Source organism: Rickettsia sp., from assembly GCF_965035265.1.
Genome location: NZ_CBCDJS010000002.1, coordinates 13001 through 35191, shown reverse-complemented (window position 1 = coordinate 35191; position 22191 = coordinate 13001). Strand labels below are relative to the sequence as shown.

The following is a 22191-nucleotide window of genomic DNA, read 5'->3' as shown; positions in this document are numbered from 1 at the left end:
AAGCCTTATTTTAGCGATTAAATTTGAATAAGGCTTTTTTGTTTAAAAATTATTTTAAAGCTAATTTAAGTTATTTTTTTGAAATAGGATAAAGCTATTCATTAAAAGTCTTATTAATTAAAATAATTTTATTAACGTACCATACGTCTAGAAATTTAAATTATTGAAATTTCCTAGGTTCTGTGAACATTTCTAATTGATTTGTTATTATTAGATATTTTAAGTAAAAATTAATAAGATTTTTAAAGGAATAGCTACCTATTTCTCTTATAATTTTTTGTAGCAAAAAATAGCCAAAATTAAATCTTTTTAGAAATGTTCACAGAACCTACACAAGATCTGTAGTTAATTCAGTTGAATTTGGTGACAGGCGTGAGGAGCGAAGCCTATAATAGGCGAGCCGATGAACAACGAAGGGCCAAGTTCAAATCAATTGACTATAAACAAGAAGCTTACTAGGTTTCTTTAATTTAGGTTCTATGTAAAAAAATTTAAAACAGTATAGTTTAGTTTTTTACTGCAAATTATAAGCATTTTATTGACATAGGTATCTATTCCAATAAGAACTTTATTGCTTAAAATATAAATAATTTAAATTTTATATACAGAACCTAGTCATTTCAATACGGGCAGTAATTTTATCAGTCAGGAGATTATATGGTTTCATTAAGGGATAATATAGAAGCACAACCCTTGTCACATAATAGAAGAATAAGAAAAAATTTCGGTCACATAAATTTAGTAGCAGATATACCGAATTTGATTGAAATTCAAAAAAATTCATATGAAAAAAACTTTCTACAACTAAATATTAAAGATTCTGAAAGAAAAAACAAAGGTTTACAATCTATATTAAACTCAATTTTTCCTATTTCAGATTCCTCCAATATTGCCAATTTAGAATTTGTAAAATATGAATTCGATACTCCAAAATATGATGTAGAAGAGTGTAGTCAAAGAAGTTTAAGTTATGCTGCTCCTCTTAAAGTTACTTTAAGATTAAGTATTTGGGATATGGATGAGGATACCGGTACTAGAGAAATTAAAGGGATTAAAGAGCAAGAAGTATATATGGGTGATATCCCATTAATGACTAAAAACGGTACTTTTATTATCAACGGTACGGAAAGAGTAGTTGTATCACAAATGCATCGCTCACCAGGTGTATTCTTTTATCATGATGAAGGAAAAGTCCACTCTTCTGGCCAACTTTTATATTCTGCTCGCGTTATTCCATATAGAGGATCTTGGCTTGATTTAGAGTTTGACGCTAAGGATGTTATTTATTTCAGAATTGATAGAAAAAGAAAGCTTTATGCTACTACTTTGCTTAGAGCTATAGGTATGAGTACTGAAGAAATTATAAAATTTTACTATAATTCAGTAACTTATAAGCTTGTTAAAAATAAAGGGTGGGCGGTTAAATTTATACCTCAGCATATTAGTGCTCATCGTTTAACAAGTGATTTAGTAGATGCGGATACCGGAAATATTTTACTGAAAGCAGGACAAAAAATTACCCCACGTTTGGCTAAAAAATATTTTGGAGAAGGGTTTAATAATATTTTAGTAGCTCATGAAACTTTAATCGGCAAATATCTATCCGAAGATTTAAGAGATCCTGCAAGTGATGAAATATTAGCAAAAATCGGCGAAATGATTACTGCTGATATGCTAAATGTTATTAATGATCTTAAAATTAAAAATGTTAACGTATTAGTGATTAATCCTCAATCCGGTCCATATATAAGAAATACCTTATTTGCTGATAAAAACCAGGATCGTGAGGCAGCATTATGCGACATTTTCAGAGTTCTAAGACCAGGCGAACCTGCTAATATTGAAGCAGCCGAAAGTCTGCTTTATAATTTATTTTTTGATGCGGAAAGATATGATCTTTCGGAAGTCGGGCGAATAAAAATGAATTCTAGGTCAGAGCTGAATATTTCTGAAGAAGTTACAGTTTTAACAATTGATGATATTAAAAATATCGTAAGAGTTTTAGTAGAGCTTAAAGACGGTAAAGGTATCATAGATGATATTGATCATTTAGGTAATAGAAGGGTTAGATCGGTAGGTGAATTGATAGAAAATCAATTTAGAATAGGTTTAGTCCGAATGGAAAAATCCGTAATTGAAAGGATGTCGGCAGGTGATGTTGATACCGTAATGCCTCATGATTTAGTAAATTCTAAAATTTTAGTTTCGGTAGTAAAAGAATTTTTTAGTACTTCGCAATTATCACAGTTTATGGATCAAACAAATCCATTATCAGAAATAACTCATAAAAGAAGGTTATCGGCCCTCGGTCCGGGAGGTCTTAGTCGAGATCGAGCAGGTTTTGAGGTGCGTGACGTACACCCGACTCATTACGGTCGTATTTGTCCTATTGAAACACCTGAAGGTCAGAATATCGGGTTAATTAACTCTATGGCTACTTATGCTAGGATAAATAAACACGGTTTTATAGAGAGTCCATATAGAAAAGTTAAGGATGGGCGCGTAACTGATGAAGTGGTATATCTTTCTGCTATTGAAGAAGGTAGATACAAAATCGGACAAGCAAACTCTAAAATTGATAAAGACGGAGTATTACAAGGAGAGTTTATTAATTGCCGAGTTGAAGGTGGTAATTTTGTAATGGCAGAGCCGCATGAGGTGGACTTCATTGATGTAACCCCTATGCAGGTAGTATCGGTTGCGGCTTCTCTAATACCTTTCTTAGAAAATGATGATGCTAACCGTGCTTTGATGGGCTCAAACATGCAAAGACAGGCAGTTCCTTTAATTAAAACGGATGCACCTTTTGTAGGTACCGGAGTTGAAGGGGTGGTAGCTAAAGATTCCGGAGCATCGGTACTTGCGTTACATGACGGTATTGTTGAGCAGGTAGATTCAAATAGAATCGTAATTAGAACTCTAGAACAAAAAGTTGACGGTTCTCCTTCGGTTGATATTTATAATTTATTAAAATTCCAAAAATCTAATCATAATACTTGTATAAATCAAAAGCCTTTAGTTAAGGTTGGTCATTACGTTAAGAAAAACGATATTATAGCTGACGGTCCTAGTACGGACAACGGTGAAATTGCTTTAGGTAGAAACGTGCTTGTGGCTTTCTTACCTTGGAATGGTTATAATTTTGAAGATTCAATTTTAATATCCGAGCGTATAGTAAAAGAAGATGTATTTACATCTATTCATATTGAAGAGTTTGAAGTAATAGCTAGAGATACACGTCTTGGTCCTGAAGAAATTACCCGTGATATACCGAATGTAAGTGAAGAAGCGTTGCGTCATCTTGATGAGGTCGGAATAATTTATGTAGGTGCAGAAGTAAAAGCCGGCGATATTTTAGTCGGAAAAGTAACGCCGAAAAGCGAGTCACCTATTACTCCGGAAGAAAAATTATTGCGTGCTATTTTTGGAGAAAAAGCTTTTGACGTGAAAGATTCATCTCTGCATGTACCTTCCGGAGTTAGCGGAACTGTGGTAGAAGTAAGGGTATTTTCTCGTAGAGGTGTAGAAAAAGACCAGCGAGCTATTGCTATTGAAAAACAGCAAATTGAAAAATTAGCAAAAGACAGAGACGACGAATTAGAAATTATTGAACATTTTGTGTTTAGTTGGCTTGAAAAACTTTTAGTAGGGCAAGTGATTATTAACGGTCCTAAGCAAGTAAAAGCCGGACAAACAATTACTAACGAAACACTGAAAGGTTTATCTAAAGGGCAATTTTGGCAGTTTACTGTGGAAGATGCAAATGTAATGAATGAAATAGAGCAGGTTAAGACTCATTATGATGAGAAAAAATATGCTCTCGATAAAAGATTCGCTACTAAGGTAGAGAAATTGCAAAGCGGTGATGATTTACCTCAGGGAGCTTTAAAAGTAGTAAAAGTATTTATCGCAACTAAGCATAAATTACAACCAGGTGATAAAATGGCAGGAAGACACGGAAATAAAGGTGTTATTTCACGTATCTTGCCTGAAGAAGATATGCCATTTTTAGAAAATGGAAGAGTAGTAGATATCGTTCTTAATCCTCTAGGTCTTCCGTCCCGTATGAATATAGGACAGATTTTAGAAACACATCTTGGGTGGGCATCAATAAATTTAGCAAAAAAAATATCCGAATTAGTCAAGGAATATCAAAATAAACAGATCGGTATTGAGCAGATTAAGAAGTTCTTAATTGAGCTGTACGGGGAAGATATTAATCCTATACTTGAAAGATCAGAAGAAGAGATTATCTCTTTCTGTAAGAAAGTAGATAAAGGTGTACATTTTGCAACTCCTGTATTTGACGGAGCAAAAGTTCAGGATGTTAAAGATATGCTAAAACTTGCCGGTCAAGATCCTTCAGGACAAGTAAAATTAATTGACGGTAGAACCGGTGAATATTTTGATCGTCTAGTAACCGTCGGACAGAAATATTTGCTGAAATTACATCATTTAGTCGATAATAAAATTCACTCCCGTTCTATAGGACCTTATAGCTTAGTAACGCAGCAACCGCTTGGAGGTAAATCTCATTTTGGTGGACAGCGTTTTGGGGAAATGGAATGCTGGGCTCTGCAAGCTTACGGTGCAGCTTATACTTTACAAGAGATGTTAACGGTTAAGTCAGATGACGTAAACGGTAGAATTAAAACTTATGATTCTATAGTACGCGGTGAAAATAATTTTGAATCAGGTATTCCTGAGTCATTTAATGTTATGATAAAAGAGTTTAGATCTTTATGTCTTAACGTAAAGCTTGAAGTGACTTCGAGTTAAGAAAGACGGGGCATTTCCGCACATGGTATTGGCTTTGTTGCATGGATCTGATGTCATTCCCGCCGCCTATGCGGGGAATTTGACATATGGGATGCAATAAGAACTCTAATAAAGAAGTATACGAGTAATTTTTAAGGAAAAGTATTTATGAGTGTAGTAAATTTTTACGGACAATTAAGTAATACTCAACAATTTGATCAGATAAGGATTAATATAGCAAGTCCCGATCAAGTACGTTCGTGGTCTTTCGGTGAAGTAACAAAACCTGAAACAATTAACTATCGAACTTTTAAACCTGAAAAAGACGGTTTATTTTGTGCAAGAATTTTCGGTCCGGTAAAAGATTACGAATGTCTTTGCGGTAAATATAAGCGGATGAAAAACCGTGGTATTACTTGTGAGAAATGTGGTGTTGAAGTTACGGTTTCTAGAGTAAGACGTGAAAGAATGGGACATATTGAACTTGCAGCTCCCGTTGCTCATATTTGGTTTTTAAAGTCACTGCCTTCAAGAATTAGTACGATTCTTGATATGACGATGCGAGATGTAGAAAAGATTCTTTATTTTGAAAATTATGTAGTAGTTGACCCAGGGTTATCGATTTTACAAAAAGGCGAACTCTTAACAGAGGAAGAATTACAGAAAGCAAAAGATAAGTACGGTGAAGATGCGTTTACTGCGTCTATTGGTGCAGAAGTAATACAACAAATGCTAAAAGAGCTTGATTTTTTAAAGTTAAAGCAAGAATTATACGAAGAATTACAAACCACTTCTTCAGAAGTCAAAAAGAAAAAGTTAGTAAAGCGTTTAAAATTAGTAGAGGATTTTTTAGAGTCGGAAAATAAGCCGGAATGGATGATTATGGATGTTTTACCTGTGATTCCTCCTGAAATTAGACCGCTTGTTATGCTTGATGGCGGAAGATTTGCTACTTCAGACTTAAATGAACTTTATAGAAGAGTAATTAATAGAAATAATCGTTTAAAGAAATTAATAGAGTCAAAAGCTCCTGATATAATAGTCAGGAACGAAAAAAGAATGTTACAAGAAGCGGTGGATGCATTATTTGATAATGGTCGCCGCGGTAGAGCAGCAAAAAATGCTAATAAGCGTCCATTTAAATCATTAAGTGACATGCTTAAAGGTAAGCAGGGTCGTTTCCGTCAGAACCTGCTTGGTAAGAGGGTTGATTACTCAGGACGCTCGGTTATCGTGGTAGGACCTGAGCTTAAACTTCATCAGTGCGGCTTACCTAAAAAAATGGCGTTAGAGCTATTTAAGCCGTTTATTTATTCTAAGCTTGAATTATACGGTATCGCTACAACTATTAAAGCTGCTAAAAGAATGGTAGAAGCTGAAAAACCTGAAGTTTGGGACGTGCTTGAAGAAGTGATAAGAGAGCATCCGGTTTTACTTAATAGAGCTCCGACGTTACATAGGCTTGGTATTCAAGCATTTGAACCTTTATTAATCGAAGGTAAAGCGATTCAGCTTCATCCACTTGTTTGTGCTGCGTTTAATGCGGATTTTGACGGTGATCAGATGGCGGTACATATTCCATTATCGATTGAAGCACAGCTTGAAGCTAGGGTATTTATGATGTCTACAAATAATATCTTAAGCCCTGCTAACGGACGTCCTATTATTGTACCGGATAAAGATATAGTACTTGGTTTATATTATCTAACCCTTACATTTGATAATGAAGTAGGCGAAGGGATGATGTTCGCAGACTTAGCTGAGATGGAGCATGCTCTATATAATAAATTTATAACTATCCATACAAAGATAAAATATCGTAGAAATCAGCTAAATGCTGAAGGTAAAATGGTTCCTGTTATCATTGATACTACTTACGGTAGATTAATAGTCGGCGAGTTGTTACCGTCTAATCCTAATATAGAATTTAAATTTATAAATAAACAACTAACTAAAAAAGACATATCATTAGTTATAGATTTAGTTTATCGTCATTGCGGTCAAAAAGCTACGGTAATTTTTGCTGATCAGTTAATGAAATTAGGTTTTAAATATGCTTGTTCTTCAGGTATTTCTTTTGGAATGGACGATATGGTAGTACCGGAATCTAAGAGTACTCATATCAATGAAACTCAACTTGAAATAAAAGAATTTGAACAACAATATTCAAACGGTTTAATTACTTACGGTGAAAAATATAATAAAGTAGTTGATGCTTGGTCAAGATGTACCGATAGAGTAGCAAACGATATGATGAAAGAGATTGCTACGCCGCCGGTTAATGATGAACCGAATCATCAGAAAATAAATGCTATATATATGATGGCTATTTCAGGTGCAAGGGGTTCTTTCCAACAAATTAAGCAGCTTGGTGGTATGCGTGGTCTTATGACTAAGTCAAACGGGCAGATTATATCTACTCCTATTAAATCTAACTTTAAAGAAGGATTAACTGAATTTGAGTGTTTCAATTCTGCTAACGGAATGCGTAAAGGGCAAATAGATACGGCTTTAAAAACGGCAAGTTCAGGTTACTTAACAAGAAAATTAGTAGATGTTGCACAGGATTGTATTATTACTGAAAGAGATTGTGGAACAGATAAAGGAATTGAAGTTAAAAGTGCTATTGAAGGTGGTGAAATTATAGTACCTTTAGCTGAAAAGATTCTAGGTCGTACTGCTGCTATCGATATATTTCATCCGGTAACTAATGATCTAATCCTCAATAAAGGAGAACTAATTAACGAAGCTAAGCTAGAGCAGATTGAATCCGCAGGCTTAGATAGAATTATGATTAAATCTGTATTAACGTGTGAAAGTACTATCGGTATATGTAGCATATGTTACGGTAGAGATCTTGCTACCGGTACGTTGGTGTCGGAGGGTGAAGCAATCGGGGTTATTGCTGCTCAATCTATCGGTGAACCTGGTACGCAGTTAACCATGAGAACTTTCCATATCGGAGGAGCGGCAACAAAAGGTGCTGAGGTTTCTTCCGTAGAAGCTTCACATGATGCAAAAGTTAAGATTATAAGCCGTAACGTTGTTATTAATTCCGAAGAACGCAAAATTGTTATGAGTCGAAATTGTGAATTATTGCTGCTTGACAATAACGGTAACGAAAAAGCTCGTCATAAAATTCCATACGGAGCTAGATTACTTGTTGATGACGGTGATATGGTGACTAAAACTCAAAAACTAGCGGAGTGGGATCCTTACACTATACCGATTATTACCGAGAAATCAGGTAAAGTTTTATTTAAAGATATGGTTGACGGTATTTCTATTCGTGACGTAACTGACGAAGCTACCGGAATACCGAGTAAAGTTATTATTGAATCAAAGCAATATTCACGCGGTGCAGAATTACGCTCTCGTATACAGCTTTTAGATTCTAAAGGTGAAGTCATTACCTTATCAAACGGTTTAGAAGCTAGGTATTACTTGCCGGTTGGAGCAGTTTTAAGTGTAGAGGACGGAGTGCAAATATCGGTAGGTGATATTATTGCACGTATACCGAAAGAATCGACTACTACTAAAGATATTACCGGTGGTTTACCGAGGGTTGCCGAGCTTGTAGAAGCAAGACGCCCTAAAGATCATGCAGTTATTGCTGAGATTGACGGTAGAGTAGAATTCGGTAAAGACTATAAATCTAAGAGACGTATTATTATACATCCGATTGATGAAACAATGTCTATTGAGTATATGGTACCAAAAGGCAAGCATGTTGTAGTCAATGAAGGTGATTTCGTCAAAAAAGGTGATTTATTGATTGACGGTAACCCGGTACTTCAAGACATTTTAAAAGTAATGGGTGTAGAGGTTCTTGCAAATTATATTGTTAAAGAGATTCAAGCCGTTTATCGTCTACAAGGTGTAAAGATTGATGATAAGCATATAGAAGTTATTATTCGTCAGATGTTACAAAAAGTAGAGATTACAGATTCAGGCGGAACTACCTTATTAGCAGGTGAAAAAATAGATAGACATGAATTCGAGGAGATAAATGAAAAAGCTATTAAAAATGGTTTAAAACCTGCTGAAGCCCAATTAATATTACAAGGTATTACTAAAGCTTCTCTGCAAACTAGATCATTTATCTCTGCGGCATCATTCCAAGAGACTACTAGAGTTTTAACTGAAGCAGCTATTGCCGGTAAAGTAGATAAGTTACGAGGGCTAAAAGAAAACGTGATAGTTGGACGATTAGTACCTGCCGGAACCGGTTACTTTATGGATAAAATGCGTAAAGCAGCCGCAAAGCTTGATGAAGAGAATGTATAAATCTGACAAAGGATAAGATTTTAATCTTATCCTAAACTGATGTTACGAATGTTTAGTGTGTCATTCCTGCGGAAGCAGGAATCCATAAAGATAACCTTAATATTGTATAAAACTATATATTTGGTAGAATAAACATAAAAAATCAAGTTTTTATATGTTTATTCTTACTTCCCGTTTTCACGGGAATGATATAAAAGAGCTGTGCAACAACGCCACCCATTGCAAGAATAACATCTTAAATCAAATAGAAAACTATACAATAATTCACTATTTGTGTTAAGTAAGGTTATTTAATTTGAGATTTGCTCACCTAAAATATTACCTAATATTTCAGGTATGTTTTCTTTGTTTTCCTGTAAATTTTCGTTATTTACTTCTACTTCTTCATCGCGATCTATTGCATTTCTTCTAGTAGTTATACGTGCTGGAGGTATAGTTTCGGAAGTAATAGAAACTGTACCGCCATTGTTAATAGTTCTTAATGGCATTATTTTAATATTTAAAATTAATAACAAGAGACGAGCATTGATGAATGGTCATAGTTTTGACCTAAATAAGATACTGGTTGTTCATAGGTATCAGTATTGTTGGTATCATAATTATAATTACCGTATAATTGTAATCTTGCTAAATAATCCTCAATATAAGCATTTTTAAGTATTTCTTGATGCTTATGTATCTGCCATTCTGCCAAATAATTCTCAATATAGACTTTTTGTACTTCTTGACAAATTCCATCATGTAAAGCTTTTAACATGAGTAAGTTTACGACAGGGTTAATATTATTATTAGTAATCTTAATTTCTTCACATTTTTGATCAACAGGTAATTTACAAATTAAAGATTCTTTACTATTTATTTCTGCCTTATCTATTTCAAGGTTTTCTGATTCAGCTTTGACTTTTTCTTCAAAATTTATTTTTGGGAAGAGTGCTTTCACATCTGTTATTTCAAGTTTTCCTCCTTTTTTACCTACTTCATAAGCTTTGGAAACAATTTGTTTATAAATAACGTCAATTAATTCTCGTTTTGTTTGTATTTCATCAGAATAGTTAATTCCTCCTTCATTCCAAAATTTTGCTATTTTAGAAAAAGCAGGAATATATTTACCGGCCTTTGCTAAAAATTTTTGTATAAATGTAGGTTCAATAATAGGTGCTAATGTATGATTTTCTTCATATTGTTTAAATACATATTCGACAATTTTAGGTATATTTTGATCTGTTTCTATCTCATCAGGTAAGCCATGTAATATTTTTTTGGCTATTGCTTGATCCATCTTCTTATATAAAATATTAACCCCGATCCATGTCCATACCGGATTAGCTGTAAAACAAAGCTTTGTTACATAAAATGCTAGTGATATAGGTAGAGATAATAGCTTTAAATAATTAAGGCAAGTATAGCGTATTGGATGAGGCGTGAGACTATAAACCTCGTCCATATCACAGTTTAACTCACATGATGTTTTAATCATTGTGTATTTCTGTTTAATCAAGTAAGGAGTGATGTCATGTATTAGCATATGGTTACTTAAATTTAACTAATTCGTCAGCAAAATATAAAAAACATTAACATTTGTCAACTATTATTTAATGAGTTTTTGTTTTAAATCAATTATAATACTTGCAAAGTTTTAGCAAGATAAATAGAATTATCCAAAGTCAAAAGTAATATAAGGAATAATTATGCTTAATATAAATTTTGTGAATGAAGAATCATCTACTAATCAAGGTCTAGTAGTTTTTATTGATGAACAGTTAAAACTTGATAGTAATTTAATAACACTTGATCAACAACATCACGGATTAATTTCTAAAACTATTCAGAATAAACTGCAATTTACCGGTAAATATGGACAGATCAAGGTTATTCCGTCCGTTATTAAATCAGGCGAGATTAAATATTTGATAATAGCAGGTCTTGGGAATGAAGAAAAATTAACTGAAGCAAAAATCGAAGAGTTAGGGGGCAAAATCTTACAGCATGCAACCAGTAGCAAAATTTCTACTATCGGCTTAAAAATTATAAATAGAATAAGCAAATTTACATCTCAAACATTTGTATCTTTAATTGCTAGTGGTGCGTTTCTTGCTTCTTACAGATTTGATAAATATAGAACTACTTTAAAAGAAGCAGAGAAGTTCGCAGTAGAATCAATTGAAATTTTTACTGACAATAATTCGGAAGCAATAAAGTTATTTGAAGTCAAAAAATTAATTGCTGAGGCAGTATTTTTTACAAGAGATATATGTAATGAACCGTCAAATATTAAAACTCCACAAGTCTATGCCGAAAGAATAGTTGATATATTTGAGTCACTCGGAGTAGATGTTGACGTTATCGGTGAACGTGAGATGAAAAATCTTGGTATGGGAGCATTACTTGGTGTTGGACAAGGTTCACAAAATGAGTCAAAATTAGTGGTTATGGAGTATAAAGGTGGCAGTAAAAATGCTCCTACTATTGCTTTGGTCGGTAAAGGAGTGATTTTTGATACAGGTGGTATTTCCTTAAAACCATCAAGTAATATGCACTTAATGAGATATGATATGGGAGGTTCTGCAGCAGTTGTGGGTGCCATGATTGCGGTTGCCGGTCAAAAATTACCTGTAAATATAGTCGGTGTTGTAGGGCTTGTCGAAAATATGCCGTCCGGTAATGCACAGCGTCCTGGGGACGTCGTAACTACTATGTCAGGGCAAACTGCTGAAGTTTTAAATACCGATGCAGAAGGGCGTTTAGTACTTGCTGATGCTGTTTGGTATGCACAAGAAAAATTTAAGCCTAAATGTGTGATTGATGTTGCAACTCTAACAGGAGCAATAACTGTGGCACTAGGTAGCACATATGCCGGTTGTTTTGCCAATAACGATGAGTTAGCTGATAAGTTAATAAAAGCAGGGGAAGAAGTTAATGAAAAACTTTGGAGAATGCCGCTTCATGATGAGTATGATGCAATGATTAACTCTGATATAGCTGATATGGCAAATATCGGGAATGTTCCAGGAGCTGCCGGAAGCTCTACGGCTGCTCATTTTATTAAACGCTTCATTAAAGAGGGAATAGATTGGGCTCATTTAGATATAGCAGGCGTTGCAAATAGTAATAAAGCTTCATCACTAGGTCCTAAGGGAGCCGTGGGGTACGGCGTGAGATTACTAGAGAAATTCATCAAGGAATATACTTAATGTTATTCTTGCTTTTAGAGGCGTTGTTGTATGGTTCGAGAAAAGTGTTCGATGTCATTCCTGCGAAAGCAGGAATCCATCATAAAGCGAGATAAATCGAGCTTTTAATTTCAAAAATTTGCTGTATGTATATTTTTTTCTGGATTCCCGCTTTCGCGGGAATGACATAAAATTTCGTTTATTCTGAATATAATTATGAACACAATAAATAAACCTTATATATTTGTTATAGGTAATGAGAAAGGCGGAGCAGGTAAAACTACCTGCTGCCTGCATCTAATAATAGCTTTGCTTTACCAAAATTATTCGGTAGTAAGTATAGATACCGACTCACGTCAAAGTTCTTTAACAAACTATTTAAAAAATCGAGATTCATATAATAAACAAAACCCTAATAAACCCGTATTAGTACCAAAGCATTTTCATATATCTGAAGGAGAGATAGAAGAGCAAGCCAAGAGTTTTGAGGAGGTGCTAGAAAATAATCAAAATGCCGATTATATCGTGGTTGATACGCCTGGTAGTCATACTGCTTTATCAAGAATTGCTCATTCTTACGCTGATACAATTATTACACCGATTAATGATAGTTTTCTAGATTTAGACGTGATAGCAAAAATTGACAGCAAAGACGAAATTATCAGTCCGTCAATCTACAGCCAAATGATTTGGGAGCAGAAAATGCAGCGAGCAAGTCGTGATAGAGGTAGTATAGATTGGATAATATTACGTAATCGCCTAAGTAACATTGATGCGTTGAATAAAAGGCGAGTAGGAAATGTATTAGCTAAACTTGCAAAAAGAATAAATTTTAAACTTACTGAAGGTTTTAGTGAACGTGTAATATATAGAGAATTATTCCTGCAAGGTCTAACATTACTTGATCTAAAAACTGCAAAATATGATAGAGCATTTAATAGCTCACATGTACTTGCACGCCAAGAACTACGAAACTTTTTAGACTTTTTAGGTATTAAAACCATACTCAAAAGTTAATTTTTATTAAAGTTTTTCTTGTATAAAGTTAAAAAATATATATAATGTGCAAAATTAGTATGTTTTAACTTTTTAAGAGAAACAAATGCCAAATATTGCTGAAAATATTTCACCGAACCAACGAAAAGAAGCGGATGAGCTTATTAATAAATATAAAAATTTAACTCCTGAAGAACAAAAAGAAGTTGATAGAAAACTTGAATCACATTTTAGAGAAAAAAATCTTGAACGAAATGATCTTCAGTTAAGAATGAATAAGATATTTGGTAATCTATCAAGCGAAAATCAAGAAAAATTACAAGTAAATAATAATCCTATAAATAAAATTAAAGATGAGTTATTACCGTTAATTAAAGGAATAATAAATTTAGTAGAAAATGTTGCAGAGATAATTAAAAATCCTAAGAAAGCAATATATGAATGGATTAAAGGTGAGTTAAGTCAAGCAAAACCTCAACAACAAAATTATCAGCAGCTCCCATCAAAGCCAAAAGTTGCCGCAATATCAAGATAAATTTTTAGTTTTTATTTGCGAAAATTTGTAATTTTATGTATATAATATAAGGAAAATCGTATAATAAAAAATAAAAATGCATAAATATAGAACTCATAATTGTAACGAATTACAAATTTCTGATGTTAAGAAAGAAGTTAAACTATCCGGTTGGGTACATCGAAGAAGAGATCATGGTAATTTAGTTTTTATAGATTTACGTGATCATTATGGTATAACTCAAATCGTCTTTACCGATCAAAATCCAGAGCTTATGGATACGGCCGGCCGTTTGCGTTATGAGTCGGTAATCACTGTAACAGGAAAAGTGGTAGCAAGATCAAGTGATGCTATTAATGATACGCTTACCACCGGTCATATTGAAGTATTAGCCGGAGAATTTATTATTGAATCAGCTGCGGATACTCTACCTTTTGTTATTAATACCGAAAAAGACGCTCCGGAAGATTCAAGGCTTAAACATCGCTTTTTAGACCTTAGACGTGAGAAATTACATAATAATATAATACTCCGCTCACAAATTATTGCTCATATTCGTCATTTAATGACGACAAGAGGTTTTACTGAATTTCAAACACCGATTTTAACGGCAAGCTCACCTGAGGGTGCTAGGGATTTCTTAGTGCCGAGTAGAATACATCCGGGTAAGTTCTATGCGTTACCTCAAGCACCTCAGCAATTCAAGCAGCTTTTGATGGTTTCAGGGTTTGATCGTTATTTCCAAATTGCTCCTTGTTTTCGGGATGAAGATGCAAGAGCCGATAGATCGCCTGGCGAATTTTATCAGCTAGACGTAGAAATGTCGTTTGTTACACAGGAAGACGTGTTTAGTACTATTGAGCCTGTCATGTATGATTTATTTACTAAATTTACAGATAAGAAAGTATCCAATACTCCTTTCGTTCGTATTCCATATCATGAATCTATGCTAAAATACGGCTCTGATAAGCCTGATTTGCGAAATCCCATTATAATTGCCGATGTAACAGAAATATTTAAAGATTCCAATTTTACAATCTTTAGGGAAAATATTAAAAAAGGTAGTGTTGTTCGTGCTATTCCTGCACCTAAAGCTGCTTCATTACCTCGTAGCTTTTTCGATAAAATGATCGAGTTTGCGATATCCGAAGGGGCAGGGGGGCTTGGCTATATTCAATTTAGCGAAACCGGTGAAGCAAAAGGACCGGTAGCAAAGTTTTTAACTGAGCAGCAATTAGATGCTTTAAAAACTGTGGCTAATATAAGTAATGGTGATGCAGTGTTTTTTGCTAGTGATAAAAAGGAAAAAGCTGCCAAACTTGCCGGCAAGGTTAGAATTAGAATAGCAGAGGAGCTAGATTTACTTGAAAAAGATTGCTTTAAATTCTGCTGGATTACTGACTTTCCATTTTATGAATTAAATGAAGAAACAAGTAAAATTGACTTTAGCCATAATCCGTTTTCTATGCCGCAAGGTGGTTTAGAAGCTCTAGAAAATGCTAAAACAACGGAAGAGCTACTTGAACTTACCGCATACCAATACGATATTGTTTGTAACGGCATTGAACTTTCTAGTGGTGCTATTAGAAACCATAAGCCGGAAATCATGTATAAGGCATTTGCCATAGCGGGTTATAGTGAAGAGGAAGTTGATAAGAGATTCGGGGGAATGATTAGAGCGTTTAAGTTTGGTGCTCCGCCGCATGGTGGCATAGCTCCAGGAATTGACCGAATTGTTATGCTACTTGCGGAAGCTACTAATATAAGAGAAATAATTGCATTTCCTTTAAACCAACAAGCCGAAGATTTACTTATGAACGCTCCAAGCTATGTAGAGGATAAGGCTCTAAAAGAGCTAAGTATTATGCTCTCACCGTCAGCTCTTAAGAATATGAAATAAACTTTACACAATAAATTAAATTATTTATTCAATTATGTATATACATTGGTGTTGTTGCCTCATGCTGCATCATTGGGTCATTATTTTATAATAAGTATAAGACTATTCTGCTAACGAGGTTAATAATGTTAGTAATAGTCTGTTTGGTGAGAGTTTAATAATGCAATATGATGCGGTATAAATAAATACCAATTTGCTACAGCATAATTCAGAAAGCTTCAAACAAGATGAATTTAAAGACAAGTCCGCACAGCGTAGATAACCATCAAGCTTTATGAAATATGCTGTGCATTATCTCCTATTGTTATTAACTCATCCTCTTCAATTTTGGTATTAGCTTGACTAAAAATCTTTGATAATATTAAATCACCTATATCATCTACTAATTCTTGTGAAGTAATACCTTCATGATTAGGTATATTTATAGGCGTTCCTTTTTTTACTAACATAGATATTACCGTATAATTATAATTCTCACTATAGATAGCCAAATGTAACGGCGTATCGCCAACAGAATTTGGTAGTTTAATATTTGCTCCTTTTGCTATAAAATATTTTGTTATTGTTATGCAACCACTTTCAGCAGATAAATGTAACGGTGTATTCCCTGCGTTATCTCTAACAGTGATATCAATATTATTATCTAAAAGCAGCTTTATGATTTCTGTATAGCCTCTTGAAGCAGATATATGCGTTAAAGTCCAACTGTTTTCTTCGTCTATAATAGTATTGGCAAAATTTATTAACAATTCTTTCACTGCTCCGCTAATAGAACTATTATTTTTTAATAAAAAATTAACTGTTTCAAAGTAACTTTTTCTAACAGCAATTTGTAATATGTCCATTTTACCTGGAGCTAATATATGTGCATTTGCGTTGTGTGTTAAAAGCAATTCTACTACCCTAGAGTGATTATTTATAACAGCTAGATGTAGCATAGTAAAACCATCATCATCCTTAAGGTTAATATCTACTTTATCTATGAGTAGTTCTATGATTTCCTTATAACCTTTTGCTGCACTCGTATGTAGGATAGTAAAGCGTTCTTTAGTTATATTAATGTTAGGGTTATTCTCTAACAAAAGTTTTAATATTTGAACTTTATCTTCTAGGACTATAACATCATTTAATATCAGTAAATCAAGGGCTGTTTCGCCTCTATTATTAACTGCATCAATATCAATTTTATGTTTTAATAGATTTTCTATTACTGCAATGCTTTTGTCATCAAATTTGTAATAGCTAAGTGTAGTGCGGTATATCCTGCGTTGGTGGTAACTTTTAGATTAGCCTTCCTGTGAATTAAGTCTTGCAAGACCGAAGAATTTTTAGCAATGACGGCTAAATGTAATATGGAATAACCTTGATCATCCCTTATATTGTCAATCTCATTTATAGAGAGTCGTTTTGTTAGATTCTTATAAGCTTTAATTCTCTGATTACTAATAGCATCATTCAGTTTTTTAATTAAACTCACAATTCTCCTTCGTCTTTATTAATACCAATAGCGAAATTCATACAGCTTCAACTATTAAGGTCTTAACACCAAATTTTGTAAGATTCGCTTATGCTCACGTATTAATATACGCTACGTTAATTTCACTTTTAAATTTAATGTCAAGATCTTAATGCTTTTTGCTGTAACCAGCTATTGGTGATCATAGCCCTTATAGACGAAAATATAAAGTCTTTCTAATCTCTTCTATTGCCTAAAAATCTCATTAAATATAGGAAAAGATTTATAAAATCTAGATATAAAGTAAAGGCTGCCATAATAGAAAGCTTTTGTCCTACTTCGTCGTTTCCTGCTGTATAATACATAGACTTAATCTTTTGAGTATCCCAAGCTATTAAACCCATAAATACTACTATTCCAATAAGAGAAGTGGCAAAAGAGAGAGCTGAACTTTTTAGAAACAGATTAACTAGCGAAGCAATTATAAGACCTATAAGACCCATTGCAAAAAATGAACCCATGGATGTTAGATCTTTACTTGTACTATAACCGTATAAGCTCATTGCTCCAAAAACAGAAGAACAAATGAAGAAAGTACGTGCTATTGATGCCCCGGTATAAATAAGAGCTAGATATGCAAGCGACATACCGGTTAAAGCGGCATAAACCCAAAATAATACTTGAGCTGTTTGCAAGCTCATGCGTCCGAAGCCCATAAAGAAATATAAAGCAATACCAAGCGGTGCAAACATTATAATAGTGCCAAAGCCGGTTTGAAACATTAAGTTATATAGCGGTTCAACTGATATAGTCGTTACGGCTGCTACGCCGGTTAGTAAAAGTGCTAAAGCCATATAATTATATACTTTAAGCATGTATTTTCTTAAGCCTTCATCAAAAGTTTTATTTTTTGAGGTTGCCGTTAAAGTTTTTGTATAATCGATCATAAACAAACCTATATGTATTTACATAATAAAATATAGTCTGTTAGAGGTATTTTTTCAAGCTATATTAATTATATTTTATATGGGACTGTTAACAAAATAAATTTTAAATCTAATTAAATTACTTTTTGCTGCAAATTATAAAATTTTTTTGAAATAGGAGTAGCTATTCTTTCAAAAATCTAATTAATTATCAATTAAAATTATTTTGTTAACAGTCCCATATCTTGCATTGAATATAAAGCAAAAGGTTTATCTTGTAGCCAAATAGCAGCTTTAATTGCACCAATGACAAAAGAATTTTTATTCAGAGCTTCATGTCTTAAAGTTATTATTTCATCATCACTTAAAAAAGATACTTCATGTGCACCGTGAATATTCCCGCCACGAAGTGATGAAATACCTATTTCCTCTTTTTTTCTTGGTCTGTTACCGCGATTAAATATTATATCTAACCCTTTTTCGCTGGCAATTGTTTCAGCAAGCATAATAGCAGTTCCAGAGGGTGAATCTTTTTTATTACGGTGATGCGTTTCTAGAATTTCAACATCGTAATCATCTAGTATTTTTGTTGCTTCTCTAGCTAAATAGCTGAGCAAATTAGCTCCTATACTCATATTTGCAGAATATAAAATAGGTAAAGTTTGCGCTGCTTTTTCTAAAAGCTTAAAATGTTGGGGCTGAAGACCTGTTGTTCCGATAACTAATTTTGTATTATGTTTTAGTGCATAATTAATTAATTTTTCTAGTATTTCAGGGGTAGAAAAATCGATGATCACATCAGAATTTTTACAAAAATTATCTAAATCATCTAAATTATTAGTACTATTAAATTTTGCTGAGATATTGCAATTTTTAAATTTATCTATTTTCTCTATAATGGTTTTTCCCATTTTACCGGTAGAACCGCTAAGACCGATATTTATCATATTGGTAATAATATACTCCTAGGCTGTGTGAAGGAAAATTAATTCACCTATATTTCAGCTCTTTTTGGCTGCAAATTACAAGATTTTTTTGAAATAGGAACAACTATTACTACAAAAATCTTATTAATTTTCGCTCAAAAATATCTAAAAATATCAATAATTTAATTTTCCTTCACACAGCCTAATAAATGAACAGTAGTAGACGAAGTTTAATTTGGAAAAGAGTAATCGGTCTATGAGGCGAAAAGCGTAGCGTATACTTAATATAGTCCGCACCGCAGCTCTTATAATACGACATACAGCTTATTTCAGAAAGCTAAATACAAGCGAATTTTTCAAATTAAACGAGTATACAATTTATGAAAATATAATAGAGGTTTTAAGTCATTTTTAATAGCTGTATTTATTACTCTACCAATAAATATAACATGATCACCGGCATCGTAAGAAGCATATTTATTACATTCTATATGACAAGCTGCACCGTTTATTAAAGGACAATCGGTTTTATTGCCAAGCTCATAATCAATTTTTGTAAATTTATTAGGTTGTGATTTAGCAAAATGTTTTGAGATATCAATTTGATTCTCTGCTAAAATACTAACTGCAAACTTATCGCTTTTTTGAAAACTGTTTATACTAAAAGAGTTTTTACTAAGACAAAATAATATTAACGGCGGTTTTAAAGATACGGAAGTAAAAGAACTAGCAGTAAAGCCAAAAAGTTCGCCATTGTAATTTGTTGTTATAATAGTCACTCCTTGAGGAAAGCGACTCATAGCATCTTTAAATTGACTTTCTGTTATTGTCCCAGCCATTTTTTCATAATTTTGTTAATGGTCCCGTCTTTTTTTAATGAATCGATTGCCTCATTAATTTCATTAATTAGTCCTGAGTTTTTAGACATACCTATAGCAAAATCGGATGAAAATTCTTCTAAAGTACTGCTTTCTAAATTTGAATTATTTTCTTTTAATTTTTTGCCTTGAAATTCCTCGGAAATAATAGCATCTATGACTCTAGCTTTTAATTCTTCAACTAACATTAAATGATTTGCTAAAGAATGAACTTTAATATTCATCGTCTGTGATAGATCTTGTGCTTTTTTTTCTAAAACACTGCCGAGTTGTACTCCTACTATTTTATTATCTAGATCTTTGCTACTTTGTATATTATCGCCTGTTCTATATATTATGGCAAATCTTGCAGTAGCATAATTATTGGAGAAACTGATATATTCGGCACGCTCCGGTGTTACGGAAAGCTCTGCTACCGCAACATCAATATTTTCGCTAACCAAAGCTGCAAGTAAACCGTTAAAGTCAAAGTTTTTTATGATAAGCTTTTTATTTAGACGTTCGCTTATTGCTTTGATAATATCAATATCAATCCCGACAATCTCTCCGTCTTGAATAAATTCATAAGGAGGGTTATCTGCGGCAGTACCGACTATTAAAGTTTTTTCCGTTTCTTTTTTTTCACAAGAAACTAATAAGAAAGATAGTAAAAATATTTTCAGAAATTTCATAAAAATAATGTTTTAAGTTTGAGTATGTCCTCTCGCGAGGCATTGGTCTTATTGTATGGCTCTTATGTCATTCCCGCGAAAGCGGGAATCCAGTAAAAGCACACTAGGTGTCACCCCGTGGCTTGACCACGGGGTCCAGAAAAAAATTAACAAAGACTGGATACCGCGATCAAGTCGCGGTATGACACTAAGTACTCCTGGATTCCCGCTTTTAGCTAGGAATGACATAGAAGCTATACAGACAATAACACTAAACATCAAGAATCCAGCTTCTCTTTTAAAAGCTGATTCACAAGCGTCGGATTAGCCCTACCGCCGGTTTTTTTCATTACCTGCCCTACAAAGAAACCAAATAATTTATCCTTACCGCTTCTATACCCTTCCACAGATTCAGGATTTTCAGCTATTACCTCGTCAATTACCGTGTTTAGCACGTTATTATCCGAAACTTGTATTAGTCCTTTTTCCTCTACTATTTTATCCGGTGCTTTACCGGTTTCAAACATAATTTCAAAAACGGTTTTTGCAATTTTACCGGAAATAGTATCATTTTCTATTAATTTTACCAGTTTTGCAAAGTTACTAGGAGTAATTTTACATTCATTTATTCCTATCGATGCTTTATTTAATTGTCCGAACAACTCACTAGTTAGCCAATTAGTAAGCATTTTAGGGTCACATTCATTTGCTGCTTTCTCAAAATACTCGGCAACCGATTCATCGGCTACAATTACTTCGGCGTCATATTTACTTAAGCCAAATTCCTTTATATATTTCTCAATCTTTTGATCAGGTAGCTCAGGTAAGTTTGCTTTTAGTTCGTTTATTAACTCATCAGAAATAACAAGCGGTAATAAATCAGGATCAGGAAAATATCTATAATCAAGTGCCTCTTCTTTTAAACGCATAGTTCTAGTGATGCCGCTATCGGCATTAAACAAGCGTGTTTCTTGAATTATTGTCCCACCGCTTTCAAGCAAGTCTACTTGTCTTTTAGCTTCAAATTCTATTGCTTTAATTATGTTACGAATTGAGTTAATATTTTTAATTTCGCATCTTGTACCGAGTGGTTCGCCGCTACGTCTTACTGATATATTAGCATCACAACGCATTGACCCCTTTTCCATATCACCGTCACAGCTGCCAATATAACGTAGTAAGCTTCTAAGCTTTTTTACAAATTCAGCTGCTTCGTCAGGTGATGATATATCAGGTTCGGTCACAATTTCCATAAGCCCAATGCCGGCACGATTTAAATCGATAAAGCTATAATGCGGGGATTGATCATGCATAGATTTACCCGCATCTTGCTCTAAATGCAAACGGTTAATACGAATAGTTTTAAGGTCACCGGTATCGGTTGGTATTTCCATAATCCCGTTTTGTACTATAGGATAGTAAAATTGCGAAATTTGGTAACCTTGCGGTAGATCGGCATAAAAATAATTTTTACGGTCAAATACCGAATATTTATTTATTTTAGCTTTAAGCCCAAGTCCTGTTTTAATTGCTTGGTGTACACAATGCTTATTTAATACCGGTAACATCCCGGGCATTGCTGCATCAACATAAGAAACCTGTGAATTTGGACTTGCTGCAAATGTAGTACTACTTCCTGAAAAAAGCTTAGATTTTGAGGAAATTTGAGCATGAATTTCAAGCCCTATTACATATTCCCATTTCCCCGTATTACCTTCAATATATGCCAT

General features: G+C 33.6%; 16 protein-coding genes. 6 read left to right on the top strand and 10 right to left on the bottom strand.

Going from position 1 to position 22191, the window contains the following annotated elements:
* Positions 1-657 precede the first annotated feature (657 nt).
* Both rpoB and rpoC read left to right on the top strand, forming a co-directional pair.
* Complete coding sequence (gene rpoB, locus AC1Z7D_RS00345) at positions 658-4779, top strand: DNA-directed RNA polymerase subunit beta (RefSeq protein WP_482601220.1); 4122 nt, start codon at positions 658-660, stop codon at positions 4777-4779.
* Between the two features lie 147 nt (positions 4780-4926).
* Positions 4927-9045 carry a DNA-directed RNA polymerase subunit beta' gene (rpoC, locus tag AC1Z7D_RS00340; RefSeq protein ID WP_482601219.1) on the top strand — a complete coding sequence of 1373 codons (4119 nt, stop codon included), beginning with the start codon at positions 4927-4929 and terminating at the stop codon, positions 9043-9045.
* Positions 9046-9335: 290 nt separating this feature from the next.
* On the opposite strand, the gene AC1Z7D_RS00335 is transcribed toward rpoC, so the two are convergent.
* Both AC1Z7D_RS00335 and AC1Z7D_RS00330 read right to left on the bottom strand, forming a co-directional pair.
* On the bottom strand, positions 9336-9533 hold the full coding sequence (locus AC1Z7D_RS00335) for a hypothetical protein (RefSeq protein WP_482601218.1): 198 nt from the start codon (positions 9531-9533) through the stop codon (positions 9336-9338).
* A 17-nt stretch (positions 9534-9550) separates the two neighbouring features.
* Entirely contained in the window at positions 9551-10570 is a 1020-nt protein-coding gene (locus AC1Z7D_RS00330) for a DNA-binding protein (RefSeq protein ID WP_482601217.1), read from the bottom strand.
* 163 nt (positions 10571-10733) lie between these two features.
* On the opposite strand from AC1Z7D_RS00330, the gene AC1Z7D_RS00325 reads away from it, so the two are divergent.
* The 4 genes from AC1Z7D_RS00325 (at position 10734) to aspS (ending at position 15625) form a co-directional block, all read left to right on the top strand.
* Entirely contained in the window at positions 10734-12236 is a 1503-nt protein-coding gene (locus tag AC1Z7D_RS00325; protein ID WP_482601216.1) for a leucyl aminopeptidase, read from the top strand.
* 195 nt (positions 12237-12431) lie between these two features.
* Positions 12432-13232, top strand: coding sequence for a division plane positioning ATPase MipZ (locus tag AC1Z7D_RS00320; protein WP_482601215.1), 801 nt, complete (start codon positions 12432-12434; stop codon positions 13230-13232).
* A gap of 85 nt (positions 13233-13317) precedes the next feature.
* The gene (locus AC1Z7D_RS00315; RefSeq protein WP_482601214.1) at positions 13318-13746 is read left to right on the top strand and encodes a DUF3106 domain-containing protein; all 429 of its coding nucleotides are present in this window, start codon (positions 13318-13320) and stop codon (positions 13744-13746) included.
* A 76-nt stretch (positions 13747-13822) separates the two neighbouring features.
* Complete coding sequence (gene aspS, locus AC1Z7D_RS00310) at positions 13823-15625, top strand: aspartate--tRNA ligase (protein ID WP_482601213.1); 1803 nt, start codon at positions 13823-13825, stop codon at positions 15623-15625.
* A gap of 272 nt (positions 15626-15897) precedes the next feature.
* Here aspS and AC1Z7D_RS00305 read toward each other — a convergent pair whose 3' ends face one another.
* From AC1Z7D_RS00305 to gatB, 8 genes are all read right to left on the bottom strand, one after another.
* Complete coding sequence (locus AC1Z7D_RS00305; RefSeq protein WP_482601222.1) at positions 15898-16719, bottom strand: ankyrin repeat domain-containing protein; 822 nt, start codon at positions 16717-16719, stop codon at positions 15898-15900.
* A 113-nt stretch (positions 16720-16832) separates the two neighbouring features.
* Positions 16833-17102: an ankyrin repeat domain-containing protein gene (locus tag AC1Z7D_RS00300; protein WP_482601212.1), complete on the bottom strand. Its 270-nt coding sequence runs from the start codon at positions 17100-17102 to the stop codon at positions 16833-16835.
* Between the two features lie 215 nt (positions 17103-17317).
* Positions 17318-18028 carry a Bax inhibitor-1/YccA family protein gene (locus tag AC1Z7D_RS00295; protein ID WP_482601211.1) on the bottom strand — a complete coding sequence of 237 codons (711 nt, stop codon included), beginning with the start codon at positions 18026-18028 and terminating at the stop codon, positions 17318-17320.
* A 200-nt stretch (positions 18029-18228) separates the two neighbouring features.
* Positions 18229-18954: a 4-hydroxy-tetrahydrodipicolinate reductase gene (gene dapB / locus AC1Z7D_RS00290; RefSeq protein WP_482601210.1), complete on the bottom strand. Its 726-nt coding sequence runs from the start codon at positions 18952-18954 to the stop codon at positions 18229-18231.
* 335 nt (positions 18955-19289) lie between these two features.
* The gene (locus tag AC1Z7D_RS00285; protein ID WP_482601209.1) at positions 19290-19772 is read right to left on the bottom strand and encodes a flavin reductase family protein; all 483 of its coding nucleotides are present in this window, start codon (positions 19770-19772) and stop codon (positions 19290-19292) included.
* Positions 19757-20482, bottom strand: coding sequence for an ABC transporter substrate-binding protein (locus AC1Z7D_RS00280; RefSeq protein ID WP_482601208.1), 726 nt, complete (start codon positions 20480-20482; stop codon positions 19757-19759). Before AC1Z7D_RS00280 ends, AC1Z7D_RS00285 begins: the two co-directional genes overlap by 16 nt.
* Positions 20483-20530: 48 nt before the next feature.
* A complete protein-coding gene (locus tag AC1Z7D_RS00275; RefSeq protein ID WP_482601207.1) occupies positions 20531-20740 on the bottom strand; it encodes a hypothetical protein in 210 nt (69 codons plus the stop codon).
* A complete protein-coding gene (gatB, locus tag AC1Z7D_RS00270; protein WP_482601206.1) occupies positions 20740-22191 on the bottom strand; it encodes an Asp-tRNA(Asn)/Glu-tRNA(Gln) amidotransferase subunit GatB in 1452 nt (483 codons plus the stop codon). The genes AC1Z7D_RS00275 and gatB overlap by 1 nt, the downstream gene beginning before the upstream one ends.